Source organism: Halorubrum laminariae (assembly GCF_024494655.1).
Lineage (GTDB): Archaea > Halobacteriota > Halobacteria > Halobacteriales > Haloferacaceae > Halorubrum > Halorubrum laminariae.
Map to the genome: position 1 here is coordinate 1 of NZ_JANHDL010000018.1, position 19,410 is coordinate 19,410.

Annotated in this window: 15 protein-coding genes and 1 pseudogene; 8 read left to right on the forward strand and 8 right to left on the reverse strand. The window is 57.3% G+C overall.

Going from position 1 to position 19,410, the window contains the following annotated elements:
* Positions 1 to 238 precede the first annotated feature (238 nt).
* The 5 genes from NO887_RS16960 to NO887_RS16980 all read right to left on the reverse strand — a co-directional run bounded on the left by NO887_RS16960 (position 239) and on the right by NO887_RS16980 (position 6,928).
* Positions 239 to 760, reverse strand: coding sequence for a DUF7342 family protein (locus NO887_RS16960; protein WP_256419364.1), 522 nt, complete (start codon positions 758 to 760; stop codon positions 239 to 241).
* Between the two features lie 128 nt (positions 761 to 888).
* On the reverse strand, positions 889 to 4,428 hold the full coding sequence (locus NO887_RS16965) for a UvrD-helicase domain-containing protein (RefSeq protein WP_256419365.1): 3,540 nt from the start codon (positions 4,426 to 4,428) through the stop codon (positions 889 to 891).
* On the reverse strand, positions 4,421 to 5,686 hold the full coding sequence (locus tag NO887_RS16970) for a PD-(D/E)XK nuclease family protein (protein WP_256419366.1): 1,266 nt from the start codon (positions 5,684 to 5,686) through the stop codon (positions 4,421 to 4,423). The genes NO887_RS16965 and NO887_RS16970 overlap by 8 nt, the downstream gene beginning before the upstream one ends.
* A complete protein-coding gene (locus NO887_RS16975; RefSeq protein ID WP_256419367.1) occupies positions 5,683 to 6,504 on the reverse strand; it encodes a hypothetical protein in 822 nt (273 codons plus the stop codon). The genes NO887_RS16970 and NO887_RS16975 overlap by 4 nt, the downstream gene beginning before the upstream one ends.
* 115 nt (positions 6,505 to 6,619) lie before the next feature.
* The gene (locus NO887_RS16980; protein WP_256419368.1) at positions 6,620 to 6,928 is read right to left on the reverse strand and encodes a hypothetical protein; all 309 of its coding nucleotides are present in this window, start codon (positions 6,926 to 6,928) and stop codon (positions 6,620 to 6,622) included.
* Between the two features lie 541 nt (positions 6,929 to 7,469).
* On the opposite strand from NO887_RS16980, the gene NO887_RS16985 reads away from it, so the two are divergent.
* The 7 genes and pseudogenes from NO887_RS16985 (at position 7,470) to NO887_RS17010 (ending at position 13,731) form a co-directional block, all read left to right on the forward strand.
* Entirely contained in the window at positions 7,470 to 10,205 is a 2,736-nt protein-coding gene (locus NO887_RS16985; protein ID WP_256419369.1) for a PAS domain S-box protein, read from the forward strand.
* A 23-nt stretch (positions 10,206 to 10,228) separates the two neighbouring features.
* The gene (locus NO887_RS16990; RefSeq protein WP_256419370.1) at positions 10,229 to 10,402 is read left to right on the forward strand and encodes a toxin-antitoxin system TumE family protein; all 174 of its coding nucleotides are present in this window, start codon (positions 10,229 to 10,231) and stop codon (positions 10,400 to 10,402) included.
* A 6-nt stretch (positions 10,403 to 10,408) separates the two neighbouring features.
* Positions 10,409 to 10,936 (forward strand): HVO_A0114 family putative DNA-binding protein, encoded by a 528-nt coding sequence (locus NO887_RS16995; protein WP_256419371.1) that lies wholly within the window; start codon positions 10,409 to 10,411, stop codon positions 10,934 to 10,936.
* A 334-nt stretch (positions 10,937 to 11,270) separates the two neighbouring features.
* The gene (locus NO887_RS17000) at positions 11,271 to 12,293 is read left to right on the forward strand and encodes a DUF8098 family protein (RefSeq protein ID WP_256419372.1); all 1,023 of its coding nucleotides are present in this window, start codon (positions 11,271 to 11,273) and stop codon (positions 12,291 to 12,293) included.
* A gap of 4 nt (positions 12,294 to 12,297) precedes the next feature.
* Positions 12,298 to 12,867: a hypothetical protein gene (locus NO887_RS18840; RefSeq protein ID WP_465261996.1), complete on the forward strand. Its 570-nt coding sequence runs from the start codon at positions 12,298 to 12,300 to the stop codon at positions 12,865 to 12,867.
* A 273-nt stretch (positions 12,868 to 13,140) separates the two neighbouring features.
* Positions 13,141 to 13,257 (forward strand): annotated as a pseudogene (locus NO887_RS18710) (toxin-antitoxin system TumE family protein); the annotation flags it as partial.
* A 33-nt stretch (positions 13,258 to 13,290) separates the two neighbouring features.
* A complete protein-coding gene (locus NO887_RS17010) occupies positions 13,291 to 13,731 on the forward strand; it encodes an HVO_A0114 family putative DNA-binding protein (protein WP_256419374.1) in 441 nt (146 codons plus the stop codon).
* On the opposite strand, the gene NO887_RS17015 is transcribed toward NO887_RS17010, so the two are convergent.
* Together NO887_RS17015 and NO887_RS17020 are read right to left on the reverse strand one after the other, a co-directional pair.
* Complete coding sequence (locus NO887_RS17015) at positions 13,711 to 15,063, reverse strand: RNA-guided endonuclease InsQ/TnpB family protein (protein WP_256419375.1); 1,353 nt, start codon at positions 15,061 to 15,063, stop codon at positions 13,711 to 13,713. The genes NO887_RS17010 and NO887_RS17015 overlap by 21 nt on opposite strands.
* A gap of 220 nt (positions 15,064 to 15,283) precedes the next feature.
* Positions 15,284 to 16,546: an orc1/cdc6 family replication initiation protein gene (locus NO887_RS17020; RefSeq protein WP_256419376.1), complete on the reverse strand. Its 1,263-nt coding sequence runs from the start codon at positions 16,544 to 16,546 to the stop codon at positions 15,284 to 15,286.
* A 1,128-nt stretch (positions 16,547 to 17,674) separates the two neighbouring features.
* Between NO887_RS17020 and sugE the strand changes: the two genes are divergently transcribed.
* Positions 17,675 to 17,998: a quaternary ammonium compound efflux SMR transporter SugE gene (sugE, locus tag NO887_RS17025; protein WP_256419377.1), complete on the forward strand. Its 324-nt coding sequence runs from the start codon at positions 17,675 to 17,677 to the stop codon at positions 17,996 to 17,998.
* 156 nt (positions 17,999 to 18,154) lie between these two features.
* Here sugE and NO887_RS17030 read toward each other — a convergent pair whose 3' ends face one another.
* Positions 18,155 to 19,360 (reverse strand): threonine synthase, encoded by a 1,206-nt coding sequence (locus NO887_RS17030; RefSeq protein ID WP_345780164.1) that lies wholly within the window; start codon positions 19,358 to 19,360, stop codon positions 18,155 to 18,157.
* Positions 19,361 to 19,410 lie beyond the last annotated feature (50 nt).

Here is a 19,410-nt window from a genome sequence, read left to right on the forward strand (position 1 = left end):
TCACCACCGCCGCTGCTCGAACGGTTGATCGAAGACGCTCAAAAGATCCACAAGCAGCGACCAATCTTACAAGAGACACTCGCTACCGCTACACAACCGAGGTGTGAGGCTTAACTAAAGACAGATGAGCCCCGAACTTCAGTAACAGCTGGATGACGCTCAAGCTCCTGCCGAATACTTCGAAGCGCTCTGTGGGATGCTTCTCTCGAATTGTATGAGTTCTTTTCGCCTCCCATGCTCAGGCCGATGCTCGGTAGTCACGGTTATATTCTGAATAGCCTTCGATTGCATCCTCAACGATAGAGAGCCGGTACAGCATGAGCTCCCAGTCACTCGCTGCCTTTCGGATCTCACTTGTCTCGGCCGCACTCTCTGACTCTGCTGCAAGCTTTCGAAGAGCGTCCGGAGAGTCTACTCCGTACTCCTCGCTCAGTTTCTCGATCTCTACTTGGAGGTCAGCCTTTAGCTCAATAAGGCCATCTCGATCGTGCTCCTCCAACAAATCTCGGAGGGTTTGCAGCCGAACATGGAGTGGATCAGGCGAGTAGAGCGCTGTGCCGCCCGACTCACTTTCCAACAGTACGTTCAATTCTACAAGCCGCTCCAAGTGGTCACGTGCGGTGTTTTCAGCGACGTGAGCTTCCTCTGCGATGTACGAGACAGGTTTGGGTTCCGACACACTCCGGACGACAGACTGGACTCTATCGAACGCGCTCGTGTGTTCTATCCACGCTTCAAGTCCGTCTGTCGTCTCAGTCATGGTTACTCTAACTCGCTCTAGCGCAATAAAACTACTTCAAAATCAAATAATTAGTCTAAATGGCAAGCGTCGTTCCTCTCGCTCACCCTCGCCTCAACTTGTGTTAGCTGTGCGAGAAGTCGCCCTCATCAAGTGCCGGAGATCGACTCATCCGACGCAACGAGGGTGCGTATGCGACGTGCAAGAACCGCTGGCGGAAACTGCCCATGCACCGACTCCCGCACACACCCGAACGTCTCGACTGTGGTGTGAATTGTCGCTGCCGGGCCGAGTTCCTGCTGGAGGATGTGCTCGTAGGCGGCGATCTGGAGTTCGTATCGCGGTTGTGTTGCGTCGACGTCGTCAGTCAGCGCAATTTTGAGATCGGCCAATTGCCACTCCCCACCACCCAGATCGATGAGGATGTCGGCCTCACCATGAACTTCAACCTCAACCCCACCAGCAGTCACGAGTCCGGATAGGTCGTGGTCGACGTAAACGGCCTCCGCCGCGTGGATCTGTGCCCACAAATCGGACGCGAAGAAGTCTGGGACGACTGACGCGTGGAAGAAGCTGACGAGGCCACCACGCTCAGTATCTGGTAGCATCTCGATCGACTGCGGTGTCACCTGTTCCATCGCGTGCTGAAGCGCGGTTCGGACCGGCTTGCTCCATGTATCAATCTCGGTGTCCGGCACGTCCATCTCGATGAGGGTGAGTAATGCCTCGTGGAGACAGGTCCCGACGGCCTCTGGTCCAAGCGTCTCGAACGTGATCGGGAGGTCCTCAGACACCCTGTCGGTCTCGGTGTGAATGGCCTCGTCGAGGAGGTGGGCACCCACGGTGGCGTCGACGTCGTCAGTCAACGGATAGGCCGAACTTGGATCGAGAAAGCGCGGGACCCACGGCTGGAGCTGGTCGCGACGGGGCGGAACCCAACCCGTCATCGATCGCCGCGTATCGGGCGTTGCACGTTTCACACTGCCGTCGACATCATTCACGCCGATCGTCAAATCACCGGCACTGGACGGCTCGTCGATCGCATACGTGGTTGTCTGTCCGGGCGAAAACCCGAGTGTCTCATCCAGCGTATCGAGCCAGCGGTCACGCGGCTGTGCCGTTCCGGGCAACGTCTTCGGAAGCGGGATGACGAGATGGTCACGCGCCCGAGAGAGCGCCACATACAGGAGCCGCCATGCTTCCGCCCGCGATCCGGCCGCCACGGACTGGAGCTGGTCGGGGCCAAGCAGGTGCGGGGCCCCACCGGCAGCGTCGTCGAGCCAGTGCTCGGTCGCCCACCGCAACCCGACATCGCGTGATGCGACGCCCTGTCTCTCTCGACCACCGCTTGGCGTGTAAAGGCCCCCATCGAATGGCGGCAGTTCGATATCGGGTGCTGTCTCGACGTTCGTCGGCGGGGCCAACGCCGCAACGTCACCCTGTGTAATGAACCGCTGGGAGAACGGGCCAGTGTCCCAGAGCTTGAAGCCCGGCGTCGCAAGCACAATCACGTCGTCTTGATCGCCTTTTAGCCGGTGGACCGTGCTGAAGACGACATCGGCATCGTCGGTCACGCTCGGGATATCTGGCCCCTTGCGCGGGGCCGCCCGAAACGGCGCAAGCAGGTCACCGAGGGCCGCTGGTGGGTACTGTGTGTCAGCTTCCCAGTCGGCGATGGTGTTTGTGAGCGCGTCGAGTGCACTCACCCGTTGTGCTGCCGGCAGCTCGGTGAACTGGTCGCCCGGGTCGGCTCGGAGCGCGAGCTGCTCGATGATGTCTTCGAGATACACCGACGCGGGAACGCGGTGGAACCGGCCCAGCTGATCGCGGAGCTCGCGCAGGCCACAGAGTATGTTTCGTGTGTCGGCGTCGACATCGTCGGCCGCACAGATGGCGTCGACATCGTAGCCAGCCCGCTCGAAGCAGTCGTGAGACGGCGCAAAGTCGAACGGGGAGTCGGTCAGCAAGGCGCGTGTCTGGGCCCGATCGGTTGGCGCAGTGAGCCAGTCACACACGGCGAGTACCGCCTTGGCCACGGGACACGCAAAGAGCCTCGAACTCGCGTTTTGCACGGTCAAGCCCGCGGCCTCGAACGCGTCCTTATACGCCTCCATCCGCGTTCGCTTTCGAAAAACGACGGTGATCGACTGTGGCGACCCGGTCTCGTCAGTCAACGTCCCATCAGCGAGACCCTGTGCGAGGAACGTCGCAAGGATGTTCGCCTCGCCAGCACGCCCGTCGGGGTTGACCCACTGTGCCGTGTCGGGCGCTGTCCCACCGGTGAACTCGGCGATGTGGATGCTTGGATCGTCGGTGGGGTCTCGATCTGCGTCAAGGCCGGGGTACGTCGTCTCGAAGTCGCTGAGTCCGCCCCGCGCCGGGTCGTCGAAGACGGGCCGCATGATGGTGTTGATGCCGGCGGCGATGTCTGGGGTCCCCCGGTAGGTTGTTGCGGCCGTCACCGTCGCATGGGTGTCCCAGTCGATACCGAGATACTGTCCATTGCGACAGGCGCTCGTGAACAGCGACGGGTCGGCGTGTCGCCAGCCGTAGATGCTTTGGTGTGTATCGCCGCACGCAAGCACGCGCATCGAGGGGGTGACAAGCTGGGACAGCGCTGCGTGCTGGATAGTGGAGATATCCTGTGCTTCGTCGATGATCACGCTGTCGAGGCGCGCGTGGTACCGCTCGCGAAGCGCTGTGTGCTGGTCGGTGGTCGGCCCGTCGCCATCGACTGGCCAGTCGCCATCGAACACATTTGCGACGGCAAAGGCGACGTCGGTGTGAGAGACTACGCCATATTCACGAATTAGGGTTCGGTACTGCGCGCGGTACGCTGCAAGCACCTCACCAAACGCCGTCAGCGTCCCCTCCCACGCGTCGTAGAGTCGCTGGTCAGCAGCCACAAGGTCGTCCCACTCCGCTGCTGAGAGGGCCGCGTCGGTGTCGGCCGCGACGTCGGCGTCGGCGACGGCTGCGATCGTCGCCACGATATCCTCACGGCTGGTGGTTCGTCCCTCGGGGAACACCGAGTCCCGTGTGATACGGAGTTTGTGTTCGAATGCTGCCGTTGTGAGCCGCTGATTGCGACAGTACTGGACGGCCTCAGCAAGCATCTCCTCGGGAGTGGCTGACCAGCCGTCATCCGGATATGCTGCTTCCAACTCGGCGATTGCGTCTTCGTGGGCGGGATCGCTCGCGACGGCGTCGTAACACTCCCTGTGGACTGTCGACAGCAGCGCATCGTTTCCAACTGTTGGCGTCTCCTCGAAGCCGAGATCGGTGGCCAGCTCGCCGAAGACATCACGCAACACGCTGTCGACAGTGCCGATAAACGGCGCGTGCCGGACCCGCGTCACGAGATACTCGACATCCGTGTCGGTGAGTGACGCTGCCTCGGGGATCAACTCGTGGGTGACGATCTCCCGAATGTGGTCACAGACCGCTGGCCCGATTGCGGCCGCCTCGTCGGTGTTGAACGACATGACGGCCACGCTCTGGGCGGGTGTCCGATCGCCGCTGGCGTACCGCCGAGTGATGGTTTCCGCCGCGACTCGCTGTACAGTCATCGATTTGCCAGCGCCGGCGACACAGTTCATGGAGAACAGCCCCGACTCGGCGTCAACGAAGCGGTCCCTGATCGTTGCCTGTGCGTTCCGGAGCGTGCGTGGATCGTCGTTGTTACTCATTATCAGCTGTCTCGCTGGGTGCTGGGTCAGACTCCCCACTCGGCGGGAGGAGCGCGGCAATCTCTGGGGGAAGCTGTGGTGTCGTGCTCACCAGTTGGGTGCGGGCCTGCCCGGAGACGGTCTCCATGTCTAGTGACGCAAGAAACGGCGAGGGCTGGACGTCGTCGCCGTCGCCGGTCTGGGTGAACCGTGTCATGATCACGCCGCGCTCGGCGGCACGCATCGCGTCGGCGAAGTGATCGCGATCGCGGCCATCTCCCCACGCGGTGCGCGGCGCAACGATGTCCGTCGCGCCGGCCCCGGAGAGCACGGCTTCCTGCAACTCGGAGGGAACGACACTGTCAGTCTGGGCCGGCCACTCGGCTGCTGTCGCGCCGACCGCGATGATGTACGGGACAGACAGCGCCCACACGTCGTTTGCCTCCATGATGTCGATAGCGCGGGCGTTCGAGTGTTCACGGCGGCCCGGGCGTTGTGTCGCCAGCAGCTCACACAGCTCGCGGACCGCGTCCCACGATCGGGAGACAGTCCCGTCAGCAAGCCACTCGTCGTATTTGTGCGTCACCTGCTCGACGAGCCGGGTGACCCTGACCGTTGCTCGCGCGGCCGTCTCCGTCGCCATGAGCGCCGGTGCGTCGGCCTGCTGGCGGGCGGGCACGCTCATCTCGCGATACGCGGCGATCGCCGGTGTCAGAGCGGCTTCAACGGTGTCGGGTGTTGGTTCGGGCTCAAACTTCGCCTGTAGCCAGTCACAGTAGGTTGTGAGTCGCTCGTCGGTGGTGTGTGTCTGTACCGTCTCGGCCCACTCGGCGATCGATCGACGCCCGGAGGGAAGGGCCTCGAGAAGCGAGTGGATCGTCGACTGCCCAAGCGGCCACCCGGCTGCCTCTGTGGGCGGTGCCCAGCGCTGTGTCAACGGTGCCAACAGGGATGTGGCGGCGACGTCGCCGTCGGCAAAGAGTGTACAGAGCGCCGCAATCAGCGCGAATGGTTCCGTGCGGGTCACGCGTAACTGCGTCCAGAACACCGGCGTCACCCCGTACTGGATGGCTGCCCGGGTTAGTGGCTGCTCGTACGGAGCAAGATCGCGAGCCACGACGACGATATCGCGGATGTCCACCCCACGATCGCGTATTTCGCGGATCGTCGCCATCACCGCGCGCGCCTCCTTGCGACGCGTCGGTGCGGGCAGTTCGGCAACGGGGCATGATGGTGGTTCCAGCTCACTAGTGAGTGCCGTGCGGTAGGCGTGGGTCACAGGTCCACCTCTCGGCCGGGACGCTCGATGGACAGGAGGTCCGGCAGGCGCGTTGTGAGGTACTCAGCGGTTCCGGGCCGGAGGTGGAGTTCGATCTCGACCGTCGTTGCCGTACAGAGCCCATGGAGGAAGTCAACCTCTGGTGCCGGGATGCTACTGACGCCGACGAGGGAGACCCGCTCGATAGTGGGATAGCGGTCGGTCCACACCTCGTCGCCGCCGTCGAGGCGGCGCGTCGCTCGGCGGAGAAGGGCCGTCTTCGAGACCGCTTTGGCAGTCTGTCCGCGCAGCCACATCTCGACGGCGAGGCCACCATCGACCAGTGTGGTCGCCTCGTCCGCGATCGGGGGTGCAAATTCGTCGGTGACCTCGCGTAGCGCCGCAATCCGATCAGGATGGAAATTCGTCATCGATTCGATTTCTCCGCGGATCTGCTCGAGTTGTTGGGGGCCGGTGTCGTGCTGTGTGGAGAGTAGTGGTTGGAGTCCCGGTGGCTGGTCCGGTGTCGCCGCTGGGAGCGACTGCAGCAGTGCGAGGCGATCGACGCGATCGAGGCTCGTCGGCGTCGAGTCTGTGGCGGACAGCAGTTCTTCCGCGACCGTCTCCGGGTCGGCGAAGTCAAACGCGTTCTGTGGCCGTGCACGCTCACGCAGTCGTCGTTGCAGATTCCGTCGGTGGAGTTCCGTGGGTGCCAACACGAGTTCTGTCGGGGTCGCTGTGCGGTCAGCACGTTCGAGGAGCCGGTCTTCGTCACCACTGTAGATCGAGATCTGCGAGGCAACATCGTAGTCAGTCGTGTGGAGGCGGGGTGTAGACATCAGCGAGATCGGGATGTGGGGTACGGCAGGGTGGATGTAAGTCTCTCGCCCCGGAGCGAAAGTGGACGAGCGATCTGTCGGGGCATTCTGGTCGTGGCGTCCGGCTGTGGGGACGTCACGACGGGGGCACCATTTGGAAGGCCTCGGTGAAGCGAGGGCCACGTGTCAGTCCATTTGCTGTCTCGGTGATGACGCCGGCCTCGTCGAGGTCGGCGATCGTCGTGTTGTGAGTGGTGGTGTCCGTGGACGCTGCCTCCACGGCGGTAGGGGTGCCCTGATCGAACGCGGTGAGAAACTCTGCCACCTGCTCGTGGCTCACGGGCTCGTCGAGCAGGGTGAGCAGTGCGAGAATCCGCCATGCGTCATGCTCGGCAACAAGCATGAACAGGTCTAGTTCGAACTGAGAACGAGTTGAGTCGGTCATTGGTCGCCCATTTTCCTCCTCACAAACGGTCCACTGGACGTCCGTCAGGGGTTCACGACCGACGGTTCGCCAACTGTCCTCTTCATATCGGAGTTCTATTAGCCACCACCCGTCGTTATCATCGCGAGGTTCAAATCGGAGTTTCTGGGGTGGCCCTTGCTCGGGGGAATAGTTGACCGAGAAAGGAGGGAGGGCAGACGAAGATGCTGTCGTGATGGGTGCGGGCATGTCATAGGTTCAAAAATGATTACTTATAAAAAGTATGTTTCAGAGATATTAATTCATATAATTTTAAGAGAAATTTATAGTTGGACCCTCTATCCGGTATCGATATCGGATACGAGGATCTGGAATAGCCGTCTAAAATAACTGGTCACTGACACTGCAGATTAGCCGGTGTGGAGTTGTTCACTATCCGCCCATCCGAGTCTCTGTGACCTGTTTCACTAATTTTCTCAATTCAATGAGACCCTGTTCTGTAGTTTCCGATATTTGATGAATGTCAAAAACTACTTCAGAACTGGTGACACTATACTGAACAATGTCTTCAACATCTCAACAAGAAATTCAGGTTCTCTACGTTGACGACGATCCAGAACTCACAGAGTTATTGGCGATGTATCTTCAACGTGAGGACGATCGGTTTGCTATTGAAACTGCGACTAATGCTGCCGAGGGATTGCAACTGCTTGCCGAAGCCAATATCGATTGTGTTGTGTCAGACTATCAGATGCCGGAGATGGATGGCCTCGAGTTCTTCAAAAGCGTTACTGAGAAGCACCCCACTCTGCCATTCATTTTGTATACCGGCAACGGATCCGAAAAAGTAGCCAGTGAAGCCATCAGTACTGGGGTGACTGATTATCTCCAAAAAAAGAGTAATACTGACCACTACACCAGTTTAGCAAATCGAATAATCAATGCGGTCGATGCTCAGCGACGTGATCAAAAAATAGAATTCTTCAAAACACTCCAGCACGAACTTACTGAACTCTCCATCGAGTTCCTTCGGTCCGAGGTACATGATATTGACACTCTCATCAACCATACATTGGAAAAACTCGGAACACTTGTTGGTGCAGATCGAACCTACGTATTTGACATAGATCACGAGGCCGAAACACTCAGCAATACTCATGAATGGTGTTCTGAGGGTATCGAACCACAACTCGAAATACTCCAAGACATTCCGCATGATACCCTCCCTTGGTGGACACAGAAACTGAAAAACTTCGAAAAGATAGTTATCCCGAACGTTTCTGAACTTCCCCCAGAAGCTGAAGCTGAAAGAGAAACTCTCCAAGAGCAAAATATCAATTCGTTAATTGTCACTCCGATGATTTCGAATAACGAACTTGTCGGATTTATCGGGTTTGATTGGGTGGAAGATCAGGGAGTATGGTCGGATGAATTCATCAACATCCTACGGATGGCTAGTGAACTCATAACCACTGCGCGTAATCGCAAAGAGCGCGAGGGGAAGTTACAGGAGTTAAAACGCCAGTACGAGACAGTGGCCGAGAACTTCCCCGATGGTGCAGTATTCCTCATCGATACAGATCTGAGATGCGTACGCGCTGGTGGCGAAGAACTGAACAACGTTGGCCTTTCTCCCGACGATATTGAGGATAAGAAGCCACACGCGCTGTTTCCCGGTGATATCGCCGATGAACTCTGTCACTACTACGAGGAAGCACTGAATGGTAACGCCAACACGTTTGAACAGGTATACGGTGGCGACTGTTACCAGATTCAAACGGTTCCAGTTCGGACCGATGGCAAGGTGATTGATCACGTGATGGCAGTCTCACAGAATATTACAGAACGAAAACAACAAATCGCGGAGATTCAGAGGCTCAAGAACCGTCTCGAACTGGCGGTTGAAGGGGCGGAGCTTGGTGTGTGGGACTGGAATATGAAGACTGATGAAGTCGAGTTCAACGACCAGTGGGCCAAGATGCTCGGCTACACGCCTGAAGAACTCGAACCGCACCTCCGCACGTGGGAAACCCGCGTTCATCCAGACGACATTGAGGAAGTTAGGGCCTCACTTGATGCGCATATGCAGAAGAACACGGAGTATTATGACACCGAACACCGGATGCGAACTGCTGACGGCGAATGGAAATGGGTTCGTGATATCGGGAATATCGTTGCGCGAGACGGAGATGATGAGCCGATCCGTGCTGTTGGAATCCATCTCGATATTGATGAATCCAAGCAGTACCAACGCGAACTCGAAGAGAAAACCGAGGAACTCGAAGAGCTGACCACCCGGCTTGAAGAGCAGTATCAGACGTTATTCGAGGAAGCACCTGTGATGGCAGTCGTCACACGCGCAGAAAACAGCCGGCCTATTATTGAGGGCTGTAACAACCAGTTCGCAGAAACACTGGGATTTGAACCAGATACATTCGTCGGAACAGAACTGGCAGAGTTTTACACATCCGACTCCCGAGAGGAACTGATCGACGGTGGTGGATACGAGCGATCTTTGGAAGGTGACTTCACCAATGAATCCCGTGAGTTAGTAGCTGCTGACGGTGAGATCGTCGAGACGCGGTTACGAGCAGTCCCACGGAAAGACGCATCCGGTACGGTTGTCGGCACGTTGGCGATGTATATCGATATTACGGAGCGCGAGGAAATAAAACGGGCAAATGAGCGATTGGAAGAGTTTGCGGGTATCGTCTCACACGATTTGCGGAATCCGTTGACTGTGGCTACAGGACATCTGGAACTGGCACGTGACGACTGTGAGAGTTCACACTTAGAGGCTGTTGAGCAAGCCCACAGCCGGATGAACGTTCTCATCGAGGATCTGCTGACACTGGCCCGATATGGTGAGGCCGTGACTGATACAGAAGCAATCAATCTCACAACCGTTGTTGAAGCGTGTTGGGACACTGTTGACACAACTGAAGCGACACTCACTATCGAAAGTGATCGAACGGTTGTAGCTGATGAACCTCGGCTCAAACAACTCTTCGAGAATCTCATTCGGAATGCAGTCGAACACGGTGGCAGTACTGTAACCGTAACAGTTGGCGGACTGGAGAATGGCTTCTACATCGAGGATGATGGCCCCGGAGTCCCAGAAGACGATGCTGAGGCCGTGTTTGAAGCGGGGTATTCGACGAACGACGATGGAACTGGGTTCGGACTCAGCATCGTGCAGCGAATCGTTGAGGCCCACGAGTGGGACATCCGTGTCCTGAATAGCTCCACCGGTGGCGCACGCTTCGAAATCACCGGTGTTGAGCTTAGCACAGAATAGTTGTCCTGTATTGATTTCAGTATATGGCTGAAGATGGTCGGACCCTCCTGCGGTTCGACAACTTTCCGGACCATCCCAAGGTCGATCGCCACCACTACCACACGCCCGATGGCGTTTCCGACGACATCGAATACACTGGTCTCAAAGCCCACGTCCAGAAGTTCTATACCGAGATGGACGACCGCTGTGAGAGGTGACCCACCATGCCCGACGAACCCAACACCAACACGACCGACGACACCGACGACGTCAACAGAACCGGCTCCGGCGACGAGGGGATTGTGATGGACGATACCGAAGCCGAGGCAGGCTTCCTCGAGGACCGCGACCCCGAGGACTACCCCTCGGTGCTCCGTATCACGTCTGACTCCGAACAGGCGCACCAACAAGATGCGATCGACCGGCTGGAGCGCTGGGAAGCTGGCGAAGAGGTGCCGCACGTCATCAACTTCCAGAATCCGAGCGACCTCCGAGCGCTCCTCGCCGATCGACGCGTCGAGCTCCTCCGGAGTATCATGGCCGAGCGCCCGGACAGCATCCGCCAGCTGGCCGAACGCCTCGACCGTGACGTCAAGACTGTCCACGACGACCTCCAAGTGCTCGCCGAGTACGATATCGTCCACTTCGAACAGGCTGGGCGGGCGAAGCGCGCATTCGTGCCATACGACTCCATCGAAGTCAATCTCGAGATCTCGACACCGCGCTCTGCTGACGACGCTGCGCCCGCGTGAGTTCCTCGCTGAGGAGGTAGCTGAAATAGGCGCTAAGCCCCCTTCCTCAAGGAACGACCGAAGGGCGTGAGTAGGGTGGGGTAGTTCACACGCTCCTCCAAGTGCCGAGTTGTACCTCTGTTAGGAGAACCGGATCTATTCATCAGTTCCTCTCTCCCCGATTCGCTCCTTGAGCGAACGCTGCGACAGACCAACTACACCGCGTCTAAACAAGGCCCAAAGCGCATATTCAGCACATCAGCACAAGAAATCGAGTATAGAACCATGTGACAAAGGCCGTCGCAGAAGCGTAGTTTTAACAGACAGGCTCTGTAAGTGGTATACAGCTATAAATATGACTTCGCCTTGGGAGCAGAACCAGATCCTTATCGATATCATGGATGGTCTTGGTGTGGCGATCCATGATGAGGACGCAGACATCACTAATCTTAGCTCTATCAAGCTGAACAAGCTGCTCTACTTGGCCGTTGACAAATTTGATCTCCCTATTACATACAGTTGGTACAAATACGGGGCCAGTCTCAGTGGTGGTCAGAATGATGTCGCCGTCAATGCTGTCGAACCACAGGCACTCGCTGACCTCCCTTCACCTGATGAGCCGAGCATTGGAAATTCTTGGGACTACCCTTCCCCGGAGGAGTATGCGTACTTTTTCAAGAGCGACATAGAGCTCACGAATATCCTCCAAGAAGAAACGAAGTCCTATCTACGTGAGTTCTACACCGGCTACGCCCCTGAAGAATATCGAGACCTCTACGTTACCTCGGCAGTATTACAGAAGTCTCTGGATACCATACTAGACATGAATACCGAGGAGTTCAACGAAAACTCTGCTGAGTGTCTGGACACTATTGAAGCGGAACTGCGGGATTTGGATCACGAGGTTCTCCTGAACAGCCATATTGAGGCTGATGAAGAGAACGCGCTCACGGCGTATACAGACCTCCTCCGACAGGTTATCAACAATCTGGACAGGCAAGTAACTGACCTATCCCGGAAACAATTTCAAAAATTCAGGCGATTACTCAAGTTCTATTATTCGCATGCGTGGAAGTACGTCTCGCTCGGTATTTCGGAAAAAACTGCGAGCGGTCCCAGTAGGCGTGATCTGATCGGTGGGGCCGTCAGCGATTTAGATTCGTTAGAAAAGAACTATACTGACGAGTTACAAGCGCTCAGGAAGAGTTGCGAAGACGCCGAATTGGTTCCTGTAGCGCCAGAGCAGTTGATTACGGCTGACGCTGAAGGGCCTGTTGATCCAGATGCCGAGGCTGTCGACACGGCATTCGAAAGTATCCGGTCCAATATGCAGTCACGTGAGTATGCGTCGTTAGATCCCGAAGAGTTTACCAAGTGATCGGATGGGGGTTCAGCCGATTCTCGCGGATTCTTCAGCCTTAATCGGTCTGGCCGCTTGTAATGAAGAATATGCGGATAGAGTATTCTCCGAGATCGCTGTCAGTACGACATGGACATGTTTCCGTGAGATTCGGGATAAAGCCAGAAGCGGTGACTCTCACTGGTTACAAAAATCCGCAGAAAGAATCCTAGATTACATCAAAGACGGTGAAATCGCCTATCCGAGTCGGGTGAACATCCCAAGCGCGCCCAACAGTGGTGTACCCGATGCTGGGGAGAAATCTGTCCGCATCGCTCTCGGTCAATATGAAGAGATATCAAGCGTCTTGTTATTCGACCGAGGTGCTGCAGTATTACTAGAGCGAACACAACAGGAGCTCGCAGGGACACCGAATGAGTTTACGATTGAACCACCGAACTTCCCACTGTATCTCCTGACGCGTCGGGACAGTGACGAGCAAAATATGTCAACAGACACATTTTGCGATCAATCGGAGAAGATCCTACAGCGGATGGGTTGGAGAGGGTCTCGGCAAGAAAGCCTCTTTTTCGAGTTTCCGGTTGACTGCTAAGAGTTCTCTGTAGAGAAAATCGAGACAACGTCGAAGCCCTCTCGATGCCAGACCCCCTCGACGACCGCGCCGTCGAAGAGTTTCGCCTCAGTATTAACCAACACTGGCGCACTTGATAGCAAGTTTGTTGGTTAACTATCTCGCTTCCCGATGTCGGTTGGGTCCGTGCTCGTCGTGGTCGTAGTACATCCGTAGCCAGTCTATGGCCGCTCCGAGCAGCACCACGGACCACTTGCGCGTCGACAGTCTGTTGCCGCCCGCGCTCTTTCCCCAGAGACGAAGGGTCACGGACACCACACCGCAGTCGGTGATCTCGACGATGTCGAGTTCTGGACGAGTGCAGACGAATACTGGGACGCCGTCGACGGCGATCCGCCCCGGCCGCACTGATCGAACACCACTTGACACCAATCCCCCCCGACTATGACTACACTCTACATCACCGTCGGCGACCGAGAACAGCTCCGCCAAGACGCACTCCAGTTCGTCCAAGACGTCGAGCCCGACGATCTCGACGAGCAGGACGGGACGGCAACGCTCCAGTTCGGCACCTACGACGACTTCGTCGACAGCCTCACACCGCTGCGCCTCGAGCTCATCCGGGCGATCGCAGACGCGACACCCGAGAGCATGCGCGAGGCAGCGCGTCTTGTCGATCGCGACATCTCTGACGTCCACTCAGACCTGAAGCAACTGGAGGTGTTGGGGATCCTCACGCTAGAGGAGGGTGAGTCTAGCGGCGCGATTCAGCCTGTCGTCCCGTTCGATCGCATCGAGGTCCATATCGACTATCCACTCATCGGTGGTGGTGATAGCGATGGTGCTTCCGTCAACTACCCCACCCTACTTCGCTCGGGCAGATAGACTGCCACTCGCTCGTTGAGGGTGGGGCTTGTCGGTGGACGCCCAGTCCATACGGGAAAAACTCCCGGTGGGCGTGAGCGTCCCCGACACCAAAGCCAGTTGACTGGTGGCCTTCCCAGACGAACACGTGCGGCTCGCCGGGAGTGTCTCGAGGAATTTCAATCCGGTATTCTTTGCCGCATTCAAGTCCGCATTCAATGCATACCCACACGATACGCAGTTGAACTGCTTGCCAGACCGATTGTCTTCATCCACGCAGTCACAATCCGTCCGACTACAGGACTGACTCGTATACCGTGCGGCCACTTGCTCGAAGTTGATTCCGAATTCTTCGAGCTTGTACTCGACGTACTCTTGCACACGTCGGAACAACCACTGTTGGAATTTCGGCTCGTTCGAGATGCGCTGTCGAATCCGAGTCAAGTTCTCAAACACGACGTGGGTTGCTCCGACAGTAACAGCGTCTGCAACGATGCAATTTGCCACGTGGTGAGCGTACTGGTCGAACCATGCCCACTCGACGCCTTGCCGAGACTGTATGCGGAGGTGTGCAGATCGTGTCCCCGTTTCTTGAAGTTCGCCACGCAGCTCCTCGTAGGTGCTTCGACGGTGGTTAAGATAGTCTGCGTTGCCGTGGAAGCCACCGGCGCTGGTGACTGCTGAGTGCCCGTTGACGTTGAGGTCCACGCCGAGAACTCTTGTGAAGTCCTCGTGCGTGTCTGAACCATCGGCTGTCGGTGGGTACTCTGGTGCGTCTGTGTAGGACCGATTCATCACGGCATGGAGCCAGAACTGCTCGCCATCGAAGACGAGCTTGCTCGTGCTGAACTGCCACCGAGCGTCACGCACATACTGATCGTAGGGCGTGGCGTTGAGGGTTGCAGGGAGTTCGTAGCGACAGTGCACGGGAGCTCCATCGAGGACAGCGAACGAGGCTTTGTATCGGTGGTATGTCCCCGCTCGCTTGTCATACGTCATCGTGTACGACTCGTCAGAGCGGTTTTGGAACTCGGGTTTGCTGATGCGGTCGCCGTTTTCCCACGAGGTTTTGCATGAACCGACCGCACTCACTGCGTCTTTGATGGCCTTTTGGACGAGGTTCGCGTGGAGTTCGTTGTCTGTTTTGTCGCGGAGATCGTCGTAGAGGGCGTCTTCGGCGTCGCCTTTGCTGGTTTTGAGGTCGTCTGGGTGTGTGGGGGCGTCAGGCCAGCACCAGTCGACAGTTCGGTTTTGACAGTATTGATATGGGTTATGTGTGGCGTGAAGGTCGTCCACTCGGTGATCGGGGACAGAGAGTGGGATACGCACAGTGCGGTTCGCCTTCACGCTCATGTCGTATTAATGAGACTACTAGTACTTGAAGGTGAGGTTGTAGCCATGTCGGTTTCCTCCCCGCCCTACTCGCATCACTTCGTTCGCTCCTTGAGGACGGGGCATCCACCTTGATTTCTGGTGAATGCGTGATCGGAGCGAGTCTGCTAGCGATCCGCTTTGCCACCGGATGCTTGATCTCGATGGACGATGATTATTTGATATTTGCGTTGATGACTAGTTACATTTCGCGCATGACCGACTCTTTGACGACGGCCGGGTCTTTGAGGAGTCGGTGCTGCTTGTACGTCCCGCCAGCCCGACCGCCGCTTTCGAGCGTCGATTCGACGGTGTCGTTGAAAGCGTGTTCTCGAAGTAAGTCTCGAACGCGGTCGATCTTGAGGTGGTCGGCGGCCTCTTGCTTGCATACTTCGACGTAGGCGTCGTAGATACGGGTAGTCCGAAATTCCGTCTCGTCAGTATTCTGTGTCAGTTCCGCGAGCGCTAAGAGTACGTACCGGGCGTGGGGTGTGTCGGTCGCGAGGAGTTCGCGGAGTCGATCGACTTCGGCTTTCATTTGTGCCTCGTTGACGTGGTGTTCTTGCACCTGTTCGGCACCTTCCTGTTCAGCGAGCTTCCCCGCGTTCTTCAGGATACGGACAGCTTTGCGGGCGTCGCCATGTTCACGCGCGGCGAGTGCTGCCGTCCGCGGGATAATTTCTGAGGCGAGGACGCCGTCGTGAAACGCGTCTTCACGGGCAGAGAGGATGTTTTGGAGTTGGTCGGCATCGTACGGCGGAAACACCGTTTCCTCGTTACCGAGTGACGACAAGACACGAGAGTTCAACTCGTCTCCCCATTCGACCTTGTTCGAGATGCCGATGACACCGATGTAGGCTTCTGTCTTTTCGCTTTCTCCGGCTCGAGATAACTGCATCAGAAGCGTATTGGCGTCTTCGGTCGGTTGGAGTTGATCAATCTCGTCGAGAATGACGATCCCGCCGTCGTAGTGATCTTCCAGTAGTGACCAGATGTATGAGTAGTAGTGAGATGGTCCGAGTCCGGTGATCGGAATCGACTCGGGTTCGCCGGCAAGTTTGTTCACTTCGCGGGCGATTTTCGATGTAGCCTGTGCCTCTGTGTTATGCTGCGCGCAGTCGACGTATACCATTTCCACGTCTGTACCACGTGATTCCGCTTCACGGACAACACGGCGAGACGTGTGTTTACTCACGAGTGATTTCCCCGTGCCAGTTTTCCCGTAGATCATCACCGAGGTCGGCTCCGAATTGGTCACGAGCGGTCCAATGTTACTAGCTACGTACTGGATCTGTTCGGTGCGGCCGGCGATTCGGTCACTTCCCGGGACCGTTGAGATTTCGAGTAGTTCGGGGCGTCGGATCAGTTCCGTTCGGTTGAGCACGCCAGCTTCGGCGAACAGTGGATCGCCACCCGTCGGATCCCGCCCGCCGTCAGCGGGATCACCACGCTCGTCACCAGACATGGATATTGCTATCAATGCCACCGATATATATCTATCCCCGTTCCGACTGTATCCTGTTGCAAATGTCGCTCTCAGCGGTTCTATGGTGGGGTACGATACAGTTGGAACGTGGTTCCTCCCCCCTCGTTCCGACTGTATCCAACATGGTGGTTAGGGACTCCCCACCCACCCCTTGTTCCGACTGTATCTCATTGTGTCTGACGCCGATAATCTGGTTCAATTGTCTCTCACCCCCCTCGTTCCGAGTGTATCTCGGATACCGTTGCCGGCCCCAACTCTCAAACCCCCTCCCTCGATTCCATATCTTTATCATGGTGTGTATTGTATGCTACCGTACTGCACTTTCAGCGGTCTAGTAAGCCGAAGTGTCTTTCGGCGACCCTAATCGCCAGAAACGCCACTGTTACCACTGATACGTTCGGATAATGGTTGCTGCGGGGCTGTAGCCGGCACTGATCAGACACCTACAGATCTGCCGCCTTACACTCGGAACGAGGGGTGGGGGAGGTGGAGACAACGAGACAGTCAGCTGTTCATTTTCATGCTTTGGTCTCGTCGAGCAAGAGTCTCTACCGGAAAACGCTGACAGCAGACACACGCGTGGTCGAGGCAGGCCGAGGCGAACAGGCATGCGCGTCTCGGGGGGAGAGAGCACACCTGACAGACGACCACAAAACCCGGTGGTGGGCCGTGTGTCTCTGTCAGCACCTATCAATTATTATCACTATATGTAAACGTGTGGGAATCGGTCCAAAGCTATATCGAGATCGCGTCGCCAAACAGTCGTCGTCGACGAGAGTGTTGATGTCTAGATCATACTCGACTAACTTGATGCCCGATACTGACAGAGACTGAAAACGCCCCCAATCCCAAGCTTAGTAATTATACCTCTCTGACACAGGCCGCAACTCGGGTCAGGATACACTCGGTGACGTCACGTGACAATACGATCCCAACCAGTGTTAATTGTGGTATAAGGTCCGTGGCGAGTTCATCCCCTGCTCGAGAAAATGTGGGGATGTCATAGAACAGTTCGTACACCCTACTACTCGTCGCAGGGAGAAATCGGTCTCCGTTCGAGAGGGTAGCAGAAGCTATAGACAGATCGGATAGGTAGGTGAAAATGTGATGTCGTGGTATATCCTCATACTTGCAGGCCTGTTTGAGATCGGCTGGGCGATCGGACTCGAATACTCAGACGGGCTCTCGAAGCCAGTGCCAACAGTCGGCACTATCGTCGCCCTTATTATTAGTATGGTACTGCTGGCTCAGGCCGTCAAGGATCTCCCCATCGGGACAGCATATGCTGTCTGGACAGGTGTCGGGGCTGTTGGGACAGCCACACTTGGGATTATTCTGTTTGATGAGCCGGCTTCCCTCGCTCGAATATCATTTATCGGGGTAATTGTCATCGGTATCGTCGGTCTCCACGCTGTCTCGGGCGGTCATTAATTGTATCTCGCTAACCAGCCACAGCTCTTCCGGATTAGCAGTCGATCTGTGCTGTATGTGCACACGGTATGTCGTTTGTATCTGGCCCAGAGTATTCAACAAAGCGACAGAGTCGCTTTTGACTGAATTTTTCACCCTCGATCTCAACCGCGAGCGCTATCGGGCAAGCAGCGTTTCGAGCCGGTCCCGAAGGACGTCCCTATGGATCGTCTCGGCCGCGACTGCCGTCTCCTTGGTTCCGATCTCCTTGAACCCCGTCCCGGTCGGTACGAGGACGACGGACTCATCAGCAGTAATGACGCCGCGATCAGCGAGACGGGACACACCTGCGAGTGTCGTCGCGGACGCCGGCTCGACGCAGAACCCGCCGTCGACGGCGAACCGACGCTGTGCGGTCCGTATCTCGTCATCGGTTACGGAGACGACGGTGCCGTTGGTGTCGCGAACCGCGGTGAGTGCGCGAGCGCCGCTCGGCGGGTCCGGATTGCCGATCGAGTGAGCGATCGTATCGCCGATCTCGCCGGGTGACAAAGGCGTCGGATCCATTGCGCCAGCCTCAAACGCTCGCGTTAGCGGGTCGGCGGTCGCGGTTTGGACGAGACACAGGCGCGGTGGCTCCTCGATCACTCCCGCGCGCTCTAGCTCGCGGATCCCGAGCCACACTCCAGAGGCGAACCCGCCGGAACTCGCCGGCAGCGCGATCACGTCGGGCACCGCCGGGGCGAATTCCTCGCAGATCTCGAACAGTGCCGTTTTGTATCCGCTGATTCGGGTTGGCGCGTCGCTCACGAGCACGTCGATCGGGAGCCGCTCGGACAGGTCAAGTGCATCTGCATACAGCTTTGCGTAGTTGCCGGCAACCTGCACGATGGTCGGCTCGTACTGAGCGATGAGCTCTAGCCGCACCGACGAAGTTCCCTCCGGGACGAACACAACGCACTCCCGGCCGAGGCTCGTCGCGTGGGCGGCAGTGCTGATCGCCATGTTCCCGTACGAGACCGTGCCGACGACGTCATCATTAGTTGCGACCGCGTGAGGAACGGCTACCGCGCTTCCGCGGTCCTTGTACGCACCGGTCGGGTTCTCGGCTTCGTCTTTGACGAACACGCGAGCGCCCGCGGCGTCGTCGAGCCCGGGACTTCTGACGAGGGGCGTGCCACCTGCGGCCTGTGCAACGCCCTCGGGCTGATCAATCGGCAACAACGCCTCGTACCGCCACATTCCACCCCGGTCTCGACAGTCGTCCCACGAGAACGTCGTTGGATCCGAATCGATCCAGAGCGGCTCCCCACAAGCGCATCTGACCCGAGCATCGTCGTCGTAGTGTTCTCCACACCGGTAACATTTCACCGAGAGAGACATAGCCACGCTGCGGCAGCCGGGGACATATGTGTTCGCTTATGGTTTCGCCT